Raw genomic sequence first — 14,396 nt, forward strand, 5'->3', positions numbered from 1 at the left:
TTGGGCAATGAGACTACAGGAAGGTGTAGTTTTTCTTACGGCCCGGGAAGGTCGGCATTATACGATTTCAGATGTGAATTGCGTGTTGAGTTTGTAGCGGGGAATGTCGAGGATGCAACGCGGACTTCCGGGCATTTGACTATTTACCGTGGCGAGGGGCCTGCCGCCGCCAGTCGGTCCGCGCTCGGGCAAAACAATCGTAAAACCGGAACACGGGTTCTGACCGAGCGAATTCATTGCCTGACTTCAGGACCGCTTCGCGGACGAGCGCGCCCCGGTCCAGCGGGAGCAAGCTCCCTCGCCACAGGGCTTGCGTTTCAATCTTCGCTGATGGGCAGTATGTAGTTCTTGAACTCGGTGTCTTCGCGAAAACCGATGGATTCGTAGGTTTTCTGCGCCACTTCGTTGTTGCTGCTGGTGGAGACCCGCATGCGTACGGCATGGGTTTCCTTGGCCATTTTTTTTGCGGTGCGGATCAGGTTATCGGCCACCAGTTGTCGGCGGGCGTCTTCGGCGACATAAATGTCGTTGAGGATCCACACACGTTTTAGCGAGAGGGAAGAGAAGCTCGGATACAACTGACAGAAACCCAGCAACTTGCTGTTGTCTTCATCGGACAGGGCCAGGTAGATCACCGATTCCTTGCGCCGCAGACGTTTTTCGAGAAAGGCACGGGAGGAGTCAGGAAACGGTAGCGAGCCATAGAACTCGCGATATTTGACGAACAGTGGGGTCAGCAGGTCCAGATGTTCCAGGGTCGCTTGAGTAATCCGCATGATAAGCCTCAACTTCAAGTGGGTAGACGGCAAACAGGGCATTACTCGGGCAGCCGTGGTTCGATGCTGCCTAAGGCCTGTAAAAAGCGTAGTCAGGATGCCGTCAATTACACCTGTTTTGGAAGTAGGAAGTTGCCATTTGAGTGTACGGCTGCGTCCGAATCCAATGTATGAACTTGTGCTTCGTCCTTTAAATTAACCCCAGACAGCTGCCGGCGACAGGCCTCACGCATCAAATACAGCAAGCGATGGGTGGCCATTCCATAACTTAACCCTTCCAGCCGGACATTGGAGATGCAATTTCGGTAGGCGTCAGTCAGGCCGATCTTGGGATTATAGGTGAAGTACAGACCGAGACTGTCCGGCGAGCTGAGGCCCGGGCGTTCACCGATCAGAATGACCACCATTTTTGCACCCAGCAGTTCACCGATTTCATCGGCCACCGCGACCCGCCCCTGTTCCACCAGCATCACGGGAGACAACGACCAACCTTCGGCCAGGGCCTGCTCCTCCAAGCGCGCCAGAAACGGCAGGGTATGCCGATGCACGGCCAGCGCCGAGAGGCCATCAGCCACTACCACGGCCAGATCCACGCCACCGGGGTGTTCCACCGCATAATCTTGCAGCTTTTGTGCCGACTCGTTGCTCAGTCGTCGGCCGAGGTCGGGACGTTGCAGATAGCTGTTGCGATCGGTGGCGGCACTGTGGAGCAACAAGCTGTCGCGCCCACGTTCGGCCAGTTGCGTGCTGAGCCCGGCATGATCGAAGGGCAGATGCACCGCATCGCGGGCCTGGGCGTGGGCGTATTGGAAGTCCAGTTGCGCACCGGTCGGCAGGCTGGTGCCGGTGCGGCCGAGGGCGATCCGTGCCGGGGTCAGGCGACGCAGTTCCAGCCACGGATTCTGGCTATCGGTAGGCGGTTTATCCATCACTCGATCACTCATCCCAGTTGCGCCATAGCCTGGCGGAAGGCTGGCGGCAGGCTGTTGCCGAAATGCACCTTGCCATCAGCCTGAGTAAAGATGCCCATGTGCGCCAGCCATCGCTCGAATTCCGGTGCCGGCTTCAGGCCCAGGGTCTGCCGGGCATAGAGCGCGTCGTGGAACGAGGTGGTCTGGTAGTTGAGCATGATGTCGTCGGAGCCGGGGATACCCATGATGAAGTTGATCCCGGCCACGCCGAGCAAGGTCAGCAGGGTGTCCATGTCGTCCTGGTCGGCTTCGGCATGGTTGGTGTAGCAGATGTCGCAACCCATTGGCACGCCCAGCAGCTTGCCGCAGAAGTGATCTTCCAGCCCTGCACGGATGATCTGCTTACCGTTATAGAGGTATTCCGGGCCGATGAAGCCGACCACGGTGTTCACCAGAAACGGTTTGAAATGCCGTGCCACGGCATAGGCGCGGGTTTCGCAGGTTTGCTGGTCGATACCATGGTGGGCGTTGGCTGACAGGGCGCTGCCCTGGCCGGTCTCGAAATACATCAGGTTCTGTCCCAGCGTCCCGCGGTTCAGGCTCAAACCGGCGTCGTAGCCTTCCTGCAAGACATTCAGATTGATCCCGAAACTGGCGTTGGCCGCTTCGGTGCCGGCAATCGACTGGAACACCAGATCCAGCGGCACGCCACGGTTGATCGCCTCGATGGAGGTGGTGACGTGGGTCAGCACGCAGGCCTGGGTGGGGATTTCGTAACGCTGAATGATCGCGTCGAGCATTTCCAGCATGGTGCAGATCGAGGCGATGCTGTCGGTGGCCGGGTTGATGCCGATCATTGCGTCACCGTTACCGTAGAGCAGGCCGTCGAGGATGCTTGCGGCGATCCCGGCCGGCGCGTCGGTCGGGTGGTTGGGTTGCAGGCGGGTGGACAGGCGCCCGCGCAGGCCCATGGTGCCGCGAAACTGGGTCACGACGCGGATCTTCTGCGCCACCAGCACCAGATCCTGCACGCGCATGATCTTCGATACGGCGGCGGCCATTTCCGGGGTCAGGCCCGGCGCCAGGGCGCGCAGGCTGTGTTCGTCGGCCGCGTCGCTGAGCAGCCAATCGCGAAAGCCGCCGACGGTGAGGTGGCTGACCACGGCAAAAGCTGCGCTATTGTGGCTGTCGATGATCAGTCGGGTGACTTCATCGCTTTCATAAGGGATCAGCACTTCTTCGAGAAAATGCTTGAGCGGGATGTCAGCAAGGGCCATCTGCGCAGCGACCCGTTCGCCATCGTTGAGGGCGGCGACGCCGGCCAGAAAGTCCCCGGAGCGCGCCGGGCTGGCCTTGGCCATGACTTCTTTGAGGCTGTCAAAGCGGTAGGTCTGGGCGCCGACGGTATGGGCAAATGCGGCCATGGGCGGTGTCCTCCTGATTTCTGTGAAGTGTTCTCTGTAGGAGCGAGCTTGCTCGCGATTGCGGCCTGTCAGTCAACATTGATGTTGAATGTGACGGCCTCATCGCGAGCAAGCTCGCTCCTACATAGGGCATGCGCCGGGGATCCGCCCGGCGCAGGTGCATCTTAGATTCCTGTCAGCATGGCGTCAGCCGGGGCGTCGGAACGTTGTTTGGCGGTCAGCTGGAAGTAAATGAAGCCTGCCGCCATGAAACCCAGGAAGATCAAACCGATCAGCGTGTTGAACCAGGCCATCGCCACCAGACACACCACCGCCAGGAACAGCGCGATCGCCGGGACCACCGGATAGCCCGGCGCACGGAAAGTACGCTCCAGCAGCGGCTCGGTTTTACGCAGTTTGAACAGGCTGAGCATACTGATGATGTACATCACGATGGCGCCGAACACCGACATGGTGATCATCGCCGCAGTCAGGGTCATGCCTTGCAGGTTGACCAGGCCATCACTGTAGATCGCCGCGATGCCGATCACGCCGCCAGCCAGAATCGCCCGGTGGGGGGTTTGGAAGCGGTTGAGCTTAGCCAGCCCTGCGGGCAAGTAACCGGCACGGGCCAGGGCGAAGAATTGCCGCGAGTAGCCGAGGATGATGCCATGGAAACTCGCCACCAGACCGAACAGACCGATCCACACCAACATGTGCATCCAGCTGGAGTTGTTGCCGACCACGGCTTTCATCGCTTGCGGCAGCGGGTCGTTGATGTTCGACAGTTGGCGCCAATCGCCCACGCCGCCGGCCATCACCATTACGCCAATCGCCAGGAACACCAGGGTCAGAATGCCGCTGACGTAGGCCCGTGGAATGGTGCGTTTCGGGTCCTTGGCTTCTTCGGCGGCCATGGCCGCGCCTTCGATGGCCAGGAAGAACCAGATGGCGAAGGGGATCGCGGCAAAGATGCCGGGGATCGAGGCAGCACTGAATTCGCTGGAACCGGACCAGCCATTAAGCACGAAGTTGCTGAAGCTGAAGCCCGGCGCGACTACGCCCATGAACACCAGTAGCTCGGCCACCGCCAGAACGGTCACCACCAGTTCGAAGGTCGCGGCAATGCTGACGCCAAGGATGTTCAGGCCCATGAACACGAAGTAGGCGCCGACCGCGGCTACTTTCGGGTCCAGATCCGGGTATTGCACGTTCAAGTAGGCGCCGATGGCCATGGCGATAGCCGGTGGCGCAAAGACGAACTCGATCAGCGTGGCGATCCCGGCGATCAATCCGCCTTTTTCGCCAAACGCCCGACGGCTATAGGCAAACGGTCCGCCAGCATGGGGAATGGCGGTGGTCAATTCGGTGAAGCTGAAGATGAAGCAGGTGTACATCGTCGCCACCATTAACGCGGTGACGAGAAAGCCCAGTGTGCCGGCCGTACCCCAGCCGTAGCTCCAGCCGAAGTACTCGCCGGAAATCACCAGACCAACGGCAATGCCCCATAAATGCAGGGTGCCGAGTGTGGGTTTGAGCTGTGTGGTAGAAGTCATAAGTCCTCTCTGTATTTTTATTGTTGATCTGTTGGACTTTCAGTAGCGGTTGTTTGAGTCAGGGGACGCTGTTCACGCAGCGGTTTATCTGTAGAGCAGGCACGCAATGCCCGTGCCAGAGCGGCAGGGCGATGTTCGTTGTGTCAATGGAGGCGCCATCGCTGGCAAGCCAGGCTCCTACTGATACGACCTGATCCTGTAGGAGCGAGGCTTGCCCGCGATAGCCGTTACGCGAAGTCGCGCCGGGTTAGAAGAAGCCCAGCGGATTGATGTCGTAGCTCACCAACAGGTTTTTTGTCTGTTGGTAGTGGTCGAGCATCATTTTGTGGGTTTCACGACCGACACCGGATTTTTTGTAGCCGCCGAACGCGGCGTGAGCCGGGTACAGGTGGTAGCAGTTGGTCCAGACGCGGCCGGCTTTGATCGCCCGGCCCATGCGGTACGCGCGGTTGATGTCGCGAGTCCAGAGGCCGGCGCCAAGGCCGAACTCGGTGTCATTGGCAATCGCCAGGGCTTCGGCTTCGTCCTTGAAGGTGGTGATGCTCACCACCGGGCCAAAGATTTCTTCCTGGAACACGCGCATTTTGTTGGTGCCCTTGAGCAGGGTCGGCTGGATGTAGTAACCGCTGGCCAGATTGCCTTCGAGTTTTTCCACCTTGCCGCCGGTCAGCAGCTGGGCGCCTTCGCCCTTGGCGATTTCCAGGTAGGACAGGATCTTGTCGAATTGCTGTTCGGACGCCTGAGCGCCGACCATGGTGTCGGTGTCCAGTGGGTCGCCGCGCTTGATCTGTTCGACCTTTTTCATCACTACTTTCATGAAGTCGTCGTAGATCGACTCTTGCACCAGTGCCCGAGATGGGCAGGTGCAGACTTCGCCCTGGTTGAAGAACGCCAGCACCAGGCCTTCGGCCGCTTTCTCGATGAAGGTTGGTTCGGCTTGCATGATGTCGGCGAAGAAGATGTTCGGCGACTTGCCGCCCAGTTCAACAGTCGACGGAATGATGTTTTCGGCCGCGCATTTCATGATGTGCGAGCCGACCGGGGTGGAGCCTGTGAAGGCGATCTTGGCGATGCGTTTGCTGGTGGCCAGCGCTTCGCCCGCTTCTTTGCCGAAACCTTGCACCACGTTGAGCACGCCCGGCGGTAGCAAATCGCCGATCAGCTCCATCAGGACGGTAATGCCCAGCGGGGTTTGCTCGGCAGGTTTGAGCACCACGCAGTTACCGGCAGCCAGGGCCGGGGCGAGTTTCCAGGCGGCCATCAGGATCGGGAAGTTCCACGGGATGATCTGCCCGACCACGCCCAGTGGTTCATGAATGTGATACGCCACGGTGTTGCCATCGATTTCCGCGGCGCTGCCTTCCTGAGCCCGCAGGCAACCGGCGAAGTAACGGAAGTGGTCAGCGGCCAGCGGGATGTCGGCGTTCAGGGTTTCGCGCACGGCTTTGCCGTTGTCCCAGGTTTCGGTGACGGCCAGCAGTTCGAGGTTCTGTTCGATACGGTCGGCAATTTTCAGCAGGACCAGCGAACGGGCCTGAGCCGAAGTACTGCCCCAGGCCGCAGCGGCAGCGTGGGCGGCGTCCAGCGCTTTGTCGATATCTTCGGCGGTGGAGCGCGGGAATTCTGCGATAGGTTGGCCGTTTACCGGCGAGGTATTGGTGAAGTATTGACCTTTGACAGGCGCGACGAATTCGCCACCGATGTAATTACCGTATTTGCTTTTGAACGAAACGATAGCGCCTTCAGTACCGGGGTGAGCGTAACGCATGATGGGTATCTCCTTGGCTTTTGTGCTTATAAGGGAGGACGCGCTGTTGCGCTGCATAAGCGTAGAGCAAAGGTCGGGCCAGTGCTTTGCAGGCCAGGTAAATCAAGGGGGTACGGGTTTTTCAGGGGCTGGCGGAACGAAGCTTGTGACAGAGGCGGTACAGGTCTTGTGACAGTTTGTACCGCTTGTGGCACAACCTGAGACTTGCCCGTCAGGCCGGCATTGCAATACTCGCGGCGCTGGAGGATGCTCGGCCTCACGCGATTGCCTTGCTTCGCCTTTGTAGCCGCAGCCTACGGCAGCTACTACGAGAACGAACCAGGCCCTACGGGGAGAATAATAAGAAATGCAGAACAATCATCTGAGTCGGCACGCCCAGCAGGTGCTGACCGTGACTCAGGGCAAAGCCCACTTGCAGGGGCCGGGTAGCGATCCGTCCATTGCCCGTTCATGGCTGCGTTGCCTTGAGGACTATCACCTCGATCCGGCCCTGAGTATTGCGCCGACGGTGCTTGAACATGGTCGCGTGCTGGAAAGCCGCGAGCGTTTGCAGCAAGTGCTGCAGATCGCCGGCAACGAAATGACCAGCCTCCATCAGCAACTCTCCGGTGCCGGTCATGCGGTGCTGCTCACCGATTCGCGTGGGGTGATCCTCAACTGCGTCACCGCGCCCGCCGAGCGCAAGATTTTCGAGCGCGCCGGCCTCTGGCTCGGTGCGGACTGGAGCGAAGCCTGCGAAGGCACCAACGGCATCGGCACCTGCCTGGTGGAGCGCCAGTCGCTGACCATCCATCAGGACGAACATTTCCGCGGTCGCCACACAGGGCTTACCTGCTCGGCGAGCCCGGTGTTCGACCCCCATGGTGAGCTGCTGGCGGTGCTCGATGTGTCGTCGGCGCGCCATGACGTTTCGCGTCAGAGCCAGTTCCACACCATGGCGCTGGTCAATCTCTCGGCAAAGATGATCGAGAGCTGTTATTTCCTGCGTTACTTCGACAACCAGTGGTTGCTGCGCTTTCACTTGCAGGCCGAGTCCGTTGGCCTGTTCAGCGAAGGGCTGCTGGCATTCGATGGGGAAGGGCGGATCAGCGCGGTCAACCAAAGTGCCTTGAATCTGCTGGGGCATGTGCGCGGCGGGCTGCTTGGCAAGCCGGTAGAAGCCTTTTTCGATTGCTCTCTGGATGAACTGCTCGGTCGTGCCAGTGTGAACGCCAACGCCAGTTGGCCGCTGTGCACCCGTGACGGGCGCGGCTTGTTCGCGGTGTTGCGTGGCCAGCCGCGTAGTGTGCCGAGCCCGGTGATACAGACTCCGCCGGTGGCCGAGCGTGCGCGACTGTCTGGTATCTGCCTGGGCGATGCAGCGTTGCAAAACGATTTCCGCAAAGCCTTGCGGGTGTTCGAGCGCGATGTACCGCTGCTGATCAACGGCGAAACCGGTTCCGGTAAAGAAGCCTTCGCCAAGGCTGTGCATCACGCCAGTCAACGGGCGGATAAAGCCTTTGTCGCGCTCAATTGCGCGGCGATCCCTGAAAGTCTGATTGAGAGCGAACTGTTCGGCTATCGCGGCGGCAGTTTCACCGGAGCGCGCAAAGAAGGTATGCGCGGCAAGTTGCAACAGGCCGATGGCGGCACCTTATTCCTCGATGAAATCGGCGACATGCCGCTGGCTTTGCAGACCCGTCTGTTAAGGGTGTTGGAGGACCGGCTGGTGGTGCCCATCGGCGGCGAGCCGCAGGCGGTGAACGTTCGGGTTATCAGCGCGACCCACCGTGACTTGCTCGATCGGGTGCAGGACGGCAGTTTCCGCGAGGACTTGTATTACCGGCTCAACGGCCTGGAGATCGGCTTGCCGGCGTTGCGCGAGCGTAGCGACAAGTCGCAGTTGCTGGACTTCCTGCTGGCCGAGGAGGCCGGCGAGCACAACGTATTGCTTGACGGACCGGCGCGACAGGCGTTGCTGGACTTCGCCTGGCCGGGCAATGTGCGGCAATTGCGTAATGTGCTGCGTACCCTGGCGGCGCTGTGCGACGACGGGCGGATTGGTCTGCAGGATTTGCCGGTGATGATCAGGCAGAGTCGGCCAGTTCTGGCGCTAACGACCGTCGAAGAGTCCTCCGGGCATCCCCTTGATGACGCCGAGCGTCTGGCATTGCTCGACGTCCTGGAACAGCAGCGTTGGCACATGACCCATACTGCCGAACAATTGGGGGTCAGCCGCAATACCCTTTATAGAAAGCTGCGCAAGCATGGAATAGCGCGCTAGCGAAAAGATGATCGTTCCCACGCTCTGCGTGGGAATGCAGCCCGTGACGCTCCGCGTCACATTCACGAGCGGACGCAGAGCGTCCATTGAGGCATTCCCACGCGGAGCGTGGGAACGATCAAGCGCCCTCGCCACAGGGGAACGATCAATTGAGGCAATCCTACGCCGGAGCGTGGGAACGATCACTCAAACACAAGGTGCGATTTGCGGTCCTCTACGCTAACCTGCCTCGATGTTTTACGAGGTCGACTATGCACATTCATATTCTTGGTATTTGCGGCACATTCATGGGCTCGTTGGCGGTACTGGCCAAAGAGCTGGGTCATCGCGTGACCGGCTCCGATGCCAACGTTTATCCGCCGATGAGCACTCAATTGCAGGCTCAGGGCATTGAGCTGACACAGGGCTACGATCCCGCCCAACTCGATCCGGCGCCGGATCTGGTGGTGATCGGCAACGCGCTCTCGCGTGGTAACCCTGCGGTTGAGTACGTGCTGAACAAAGGCCTGCCGTATGTTTCCGGTCCGCAATGGCTGGCCGATCATGTGCTGCAAGGTCGCTGGGTGCTGGCGGTTGCAGGAACTCACGGCAAAACCACCACCAGCAGCATGCTGGCCTGGGTGTTGGAGCACGCCGGGATGAGCCCGGGCTTCCTGATCGGCGGTGTACCGCAGAACTTTGCCGTGTCGGCACGCTTGGGCGGTACGCCGTTCTTCGTGGTCGAGGCGGATGAATATGACAGTGCGTTCTTCGACAAGCGCTCCAAGTTCGTTCACTACCGCCCGCGCACGGTGATCCTGAACAACCTCGAGTTCGATCACGCTGACATCTTTCCCGATCTGCCCGCCATCGAACGTCAGTTCCACCACTTGGTGCGGACCATCCCGAGCGAAGGTCTGGTGATCTATCCGACCACTGAACCTGCGTTGCAGCGAGTGATCGAAATGGGTTGCTGGACTCCGGTGCAAACCACCGGTGTTGGTGGCCAATGGCAGGTCAAGCTGCTCAGCGAAGATGGCTCGAAGTTCGAGGTCATGTTCGACGGTGTCGCCCAAGGTGTGGTCGACTGGGGCATGACCGGCCAGCACAACGTCGCCAACGCCTTGGCCACTTTGGCGGCTGCGCGACACGTCGGTGTAGTGCCATCCATGGGCATCGCCGCGTTGAGCGCATTCAAAAGCGTCAAGCGCCGAATGGAAAAAGTCGCTGAAGTCCATGGCGTCACCATCTACGACGACTTCGCCCACCACCCGACGGCGATTGCCACCACCCTCGATGGCTTGCGCAAACGCATCGGTGACGCGCCGTTGATTGCGATCATCGAGCCGCGCTCCAACTCCATGAAACTCGGCGCGCACCGTGATGGTTTGCCGGAAAGCGTGGTCGATGCCGATCAGGTGATCTGGTACTCGCCGGCCAACCTCGGTTGGGATCTGGGCGCTACCGCAGCGTTGTGCACAGTGCCGTCGATTGTCAGCCATTCATTGGAAGGCATCATCGAACGGGTGAAAAGTCAGGCCAAACCCGGTACCCACGTGGTGATCATGAGCAACGGCGGCTTCGGTGGCCTGCACGGCAAACTGGCCGAGGCGCTGCAATGAGCAACAGCCCTGAACGCATCACACTGGCGATGACCGGTGCCTCCGGCGCGCAGTACGGCTTGCGCCTGCTCGACTGCCTGGTGCGTGAAGATCGCGAGGTGCATTTCCTGATCTCAAAGGCCGCGCAACTGGTGATGGCCACCGAGACCGATGTTTCGCTGCCGTCGAAAACCCAGATGATGCAGGCCTTCCTTACCGAATACACCGGCGCTGCCGCCGGGCAAATTCGTGTGTATGGCAAGGAAGACTGGATGTCACCTGTGGCCTCCGGTTCCGGTTCGCCAAGTGCAATGGTGGTGGTGCCGTGCTCTACCGGAACCTTGTCGGCAATCGCCACGGGCGCATGCAACAACCTGATCGAGCGCGCCGCGGACGTCACCTTGAAGGAGCGTCGTCAGCTGATTCTGGTGCCCCGTGAAGCGCCGTATTCCAGTATCCATCTGGAGAACATGCTCAAGCTGTCGAACATGGGCGTGACCATCCTGCCTGCATCACCGGGTTTCTATCACCAGCCACAGACCATTGATGACCTCATCGATTTCGTCGTGGCGCGGATTCTCAACCTGCTGAACATCCCGCAAGACATGCTGCCGCGTTGGGGCGAACACCATTTGAGCAGCGATGAATAAGCTATTGAGCATTATCCTCGCCCTGCAATTGGGTGGCTGCGCCACGGCGCGAACCCTGGATGCTGCCAAGCCGGGCGCGCCAGTGGTGTATTCGGGAACACGCCTGGACGTGTATGCGATGCAGGGCGGTTGCTGCGCCATGGACCGTTTCGGCGCCGAGGCCCCGAGCTACCCGGGCGTCGACCTGCCGGCCAGCGCCTTGCTCGACACCTTGTTGTTGCCACTGTCGGTGTTGACGGTGATGGGGGTAGGGTTTCAGGCGACAGGTGGGTTGTAGGGGGGAGCACCGAACCCGCTTTCGTAGCAGCTGCCGCCAGGCTGCGTTCGGCCGCGAAGCGGTCGCAATCCAGGCTATTGGATCTCTACCCAGAAATGCGATATGGCATTCACGACCGCTCCGCGGCCGAACGCAGGCTTCGCCAGCTGCTACGGGATCTGTGTTGTTACTTACCCAGTTTGCGCAACTCATCCGACTCGACGATTCGAACCCCATCCTGCTCTTCCAGCGCCAGGCGCCACATGGCTCGGGCCAGTTGGCAGGCTTCGATACCGTGGTATTTACCGGGGAGCAACTTGGAAAACGGTGCTGCCAGTTGTTCCACCAGGCGCGGTTCCAGGCGATCGCCGATCAACAGGGAAGGGCGCACGATGGTCAACTGCGGCCAGTTCTGAGCCTTCAAGGCATACTCCATTTCGCCTTTGACTCTGTTGTAGAGCACCGAGGACCTCCGATCGGCGCCGATGGCGCTGATCACGATCAGATGCCGCGCACCCATCTCCCGGGCGCGTTTGGCGAAGGCCACGACCAGGTCGAAGTCCACCGCCCGAAAGGCTTGCTCGGAGCCGGCCTTTTTGATGGTGGTGCCCAGGCAGCAGTAAGCGATGTCGACGCGCCCACTGAGCTGTGGAAGAAAGACTTCCGGGTCACCCACCGGATTTTCCAGGTGGGGATGCTCGGCCAACGGCCGGCGTGAGGGCGCTAATACACGGTTGACTGTCGGCTCGTTGAGCAGCCGGTCGAGTAGATGTTCACCGGTCAGGCCGGTGGCTCCGGCAAGCAAGACATGCTGAGGCGTCAAGTACATAGTGTTTCCCCCTTGATACTGTTTCAGCTTAGTTGCTCTTTGTTACCTTGTTGTTCAAGGAGGCGCTTTCGAGAGCCTTTCGTGCTTGCTGTTTGCGCAACAACTGCCAGCGCGCGAGGACGCCCTTGGGCGCCCAGATTTGTGGCTCCGACGCTTCGAAGCTGTCTGCCTGCTCGCGTGCGGCGACAGTCGCCTTGGCCAGGGTGAAGGCTTGCTGCAGGTCGTCGGTCTGGTTCAATGCCTGGGCGAACAGTGCGTCGCCGAAGTAGGTGAAGTCAGCTTCTTCCGAGCAGCCAAAGGACACCCTGTCAGCCCGTGAGGCCGTCATGATCAAGGTTCTCTCATCTTTGAGCGCCGGGATAAAACCGCCGGAGTAACAGGCCGAGATCACAATGATCTTGTCGCGATTCTTCAGCGGTGCGAGCACTGCGGCCAACTCGTCGGCCGGCAGGTCGGCCAGCTCCAGACGCGGCTGGTCCAGCACCAGCTCGTGTTCGTGGGTGCCGTGACTGGTCAGGTAAATGAACAGCAAATCTTCCGGACCGCTGCGCTCGGCCAGAGTCAGGACCGCACGCCGCAGACTCTCTCGGGTGGCCATGGGCCGATCACCAAGGTGGTCGCGGTGGTTGACCAGGCGGATCTGGCCATAGGCGCCAAAGCGGCTGGCGAGCATGTTGCTGACGTAGTCGGCCTCACGCAGGAACACACTTTGTTTGCCGTCACCGGCCAGCGTCAGGCTGTACAACTCGACCGCCGGGGTGGACGCGGGCACGTTGGCCAAGGCTTGTTCGAGCAGGCGACCTTGAGCCAGCAAGCCGAGTTCCAGCGTGTCCGGCAATAGTTTGCCGTCGGCATCACGCACCCGTTGGCCATTGACCCAATAACCGCTTTGCACGGTGCCATCGCGCAGCACCAGCGTGCCGTTGCCCTGATAGCTGTCGCTATCGAACTGGCCAATATAGAAACTGCCATCGCTGAGGTTCAAGCGGCCCAGGCCGGTGAAGCGCCAGTCACTGAACTGCCCGATGTAATGGCTGCCGTCGACGCCGATCAGTTCCCCTTTGCCATTGAGTGCACCTTCTTTGAACTGGCCGATCCAGACATCGCCATCGGCGTTTTCGTAGCGGCCCTTGCCGTGCAACTGGTTCTGCTTGAAGCCACCGATGTACATGTCACCTTCGGCGCTACTGAAGGTGCCGTTGCCTTCCAGTTGACCATCGACGAAATGGCCAGTGAACTGGTTGCCGCTGGCATCGCCGCGCTGGCCTTCGCCATTGGGTTTGCCATGGGCGAACTGGCCCTGGTATTGACTACCGTCTTCGAGCTCCAGACGACCGAGCCCTGAATACTGGTCGGCCTTGAACTCGCCGCGGTAGGTCATGCCGTCTTCTTTGAGCGTGCCTTCACCGTCGCGACGACCCAGCTTGAAACCGCCGGTGTAACTGCTGCCACTGGTGGTCAGGGTGCCCTGGCCATCGAACAGGCCTTGCTGGAACTGCCCGCTGTAAACCTCGCCATTGCTGCCGTGCCATTCACCCTTGCCATGCCACTGACCCTTGTCGAACTGACCGGCGTACCAGCTGCCATTCGGGTAATCGACGCGGCCCTGCCCCTGCAATAAGCCGTTGACCACATCGCCGTGATAGCGCCCGCCATCTGGCAAGCGGGCATCGGGCGGCAACAGCGATTCGCCGTCGCCGCACGCGGTGAGCAACAGGGTTAAAACGAGGGGTGCAAGTGAGCGCATAGCAGGATCCGGGCAATTAGGCGACCGAGTATGCCGCAGCTATGTGTCTGATATATAGAGACGCGGTGCGAAACAGCAGGAACTGCTTCGCATCCGGGAGGGGTTAAACGAACGCCAGCGACAGCGGTTCAGCAATGTACGCCGGTTTTTCCGATCCTTCTATTTCCAGGGTGGCTGTGGCCTTGAGCAGCCATTGGCCGGGTTTCTTTTCGATGGCTTCCGTCAGGTCGACCTTGAGCCGGACTTTGGAGTTGACCTTGACTGGCTGGATGAAACGCACGCTGTCCAGTCCATAGTTGACGACCATTTTCAGACCTTCAGGCAATACCAGAAGGTCTTCCATCAATTTCGGGATCAGCGACAGCGACAAAAAGCCGTGGGCGATTGTGCTGCCAAACGGCGTTTGCGCCGCCTTCACCGGATCAACGTGGATGAACTGATAATCGCCAGTGGCTTCGGCGAACAGGTTGATGCGGTCTTGATCGATCGTGAGCCATTCGGAACGTCCGAGTTCCTTGCCGACATAATCTTTGAGCTCTGCAACTGGAACATAGGGCATTGAGACTCTCCTTGGGTTCATCGGTTTTATAGTTTTTTAAATGATGGGGTTGGCCCCCTGGCAACCACTTTAGATCATCATGGCCACTTGCTCCGGTC

12 protein-coding genes are annotated in these 14,396 nt (G+C 60.0%); 4 read left to right on the top strand and 8 right to left on the bottom strand.

Annotation, left to right across the window (positions count from 1 at the left end):
* Positions 1-317: 317 nt before the first annotated feature.
* The 5 genes from AC07UI_RS25080 to exaC form a co-directional block, all read right to left on the bottom strand.
* A complete protein-coding gene (locus AC07UI_RS25080; RefSeq protein ID WP_494995006.1) occupies positions 318-776 on the bottom strand; it encodes a GNAT family N-acetyltransferase in 459 nt (152 codons plus the stop codon).
* A 107-nt stretch (positions 777-883) separates the two neighbouring features.
* Positions 884-1,705: an ethanolamine ammonia-lyase subunit EutC gene (gene eutC / locus AC07UI_RS25085; RefSeq protein WP_494995083.1), complete on the bottom strand. Its 822-nt coding sequence runs from the start codon at positions 1,703-1,705 to the stop codon at positions 884-886.
* Between the two features lie 11 nt (positions 1,706-1,716).
* Entirely contained in the window at positions 1,717-3,111 is a 1,395-nt protein-coding gene (locus tag AC07UI_RS25090) for an ethanolamine ammonia-lyase subunit EutB (RefSeq protein WP_494995007.1), read from the bottom strand.
* Positions 3,112-3,275: 164 nt separating this feature from the next.
* Positions 3,276-4,646, bottom strand: a complete 1,371-nt coding sequence (gene eat / locus AC07UI_RS25095) for an ethanolamine permease (protein WP_494995008.1) — start codon at positions 4,644-4,646, stop codon at positions 3,276-3,278.
* Between the two features lie 247 nt (positions 4,647-4,893).
* Positions 4,894-6,414: an acetaldehyde dehydrogenase ExaC gene (exaC, locus tag AC07UI_RS25100; RefSeq protein WP_494995009.1), complete on the bottom strand. Its 1,521-nt coding sequence runs from the start codon at positions 6,412-6,414 to the stop codon at positions 4,894-4,896.
* Positions 6,415-6,760: 346 nt separating this feature from the next.
* Between exaC and AC07UI_RS25105 the strand changes: the two genes are divergently transcribed.
* From AC07UI_RS25105 to AC07UI_RS25120, 4 genes are all read left to right on the top strand, one after another.
* Positions 6,761-8,677 carry a sigma-54-dependent Fis family transcriptional regulator gene (locus tag AC07UI_RS25105; protein WP_494995010.1) on the top strand — a complete coding sequence of 639 codons (1,917 nt, stop codon included), beginning with the start codon at positions 6,761-6,763 and terminating at the stop codon, positions 8,675-8,677.
* Between the two features lie 251 nt (positions 8,678-8,928).
* Positions 8,929-10,278: a UDP-N-acetylmuramate:L-alanyl-gamma-D-glutamyl-meso-diaminopimelate ligase gene (gene mpl / locus AC07UI_RS25110; protein WP_494995011.1), complete on the top strand. Its 1,350-nt coding sequence runs from the start codon at positions 8,929-8,931 to the stop codon at positions 10,276-10,278.
* Positions 10,275-10,907 (top strand): flavin prenyltransferase UbiX, encoded by a 633-nt coding sequence (ubiX, locus tag AC07UI_RS25115; RefSeq protein ID WP_494995012.1) that lies wholly within the window; start codon positions 10,275-10,277, stop codon positions 10,905-10,907. The genes mpl and ubiX overlap by 4 nt, the downstream gene beginning before the upstream one ends.
* Complete coding sequence (locus tag AC07UI_RS25120; protein ID WP_494995013.1) at positions 10,900-11,184, top strand: YceK/YidQ family lipoprotein; 285 nt, start codon at positions 10,900-10,902, stop codon at positions 11,182-11,184. Before ubiX ends, AC07UI_RS25120 begins: the two co-directional genes overlap by 8 nt.
* A gap of 166 nt (positions 11,185-11,350) precedes the next feature.
* On the opposite strand, the gene AC07UI_RS25125 is transcribed toward AC07UI_RS25120, so the two are convergent.
* From AC07UI_RS25125 to AC07UI_RS25135, 3 genes are all read right to left on the bottom strand, one after another.
* Positions 11,351-11,992, bottom strand: a complete 642-nt coding sequence (locus tag AC07UI_RS25125; RefSeq protein ID WP_494995014.1) for an oxidoreductase — start codon at positions 11,990-11,992, stop codon at positions 11,351-11,353.
* Positions 11,993-12,020: 28 nt separating this feature from the next.
* Entirely contained in the window at positions 12,021-13,739 is a 1,719-nt protein-coding gene (locus AC07UI_RS25130; RefSeq protein ID WP_494995015.1) for a C13 family peptidase, read from the bottom strand.
* Between the two features lie 103 nt (positions 13,740-13,842).
* Positions 13,843-14,298: a MaoC family dehydratase gene (locus tag AC07UI_RS25135; protein ID WP_494995016.1), complete on the bottom strand. Its 456-nt coding sequence runs from the start codon at positions 14,296-14,298 to the stop codon at positions 13,843-13,845.
* Positions 14,299-14,396 lie beyond the last annotated feature (98 nt).

Source organism: Pseudomonas sp. GW821-FHT04C07 (assembly GCF_059420325.1).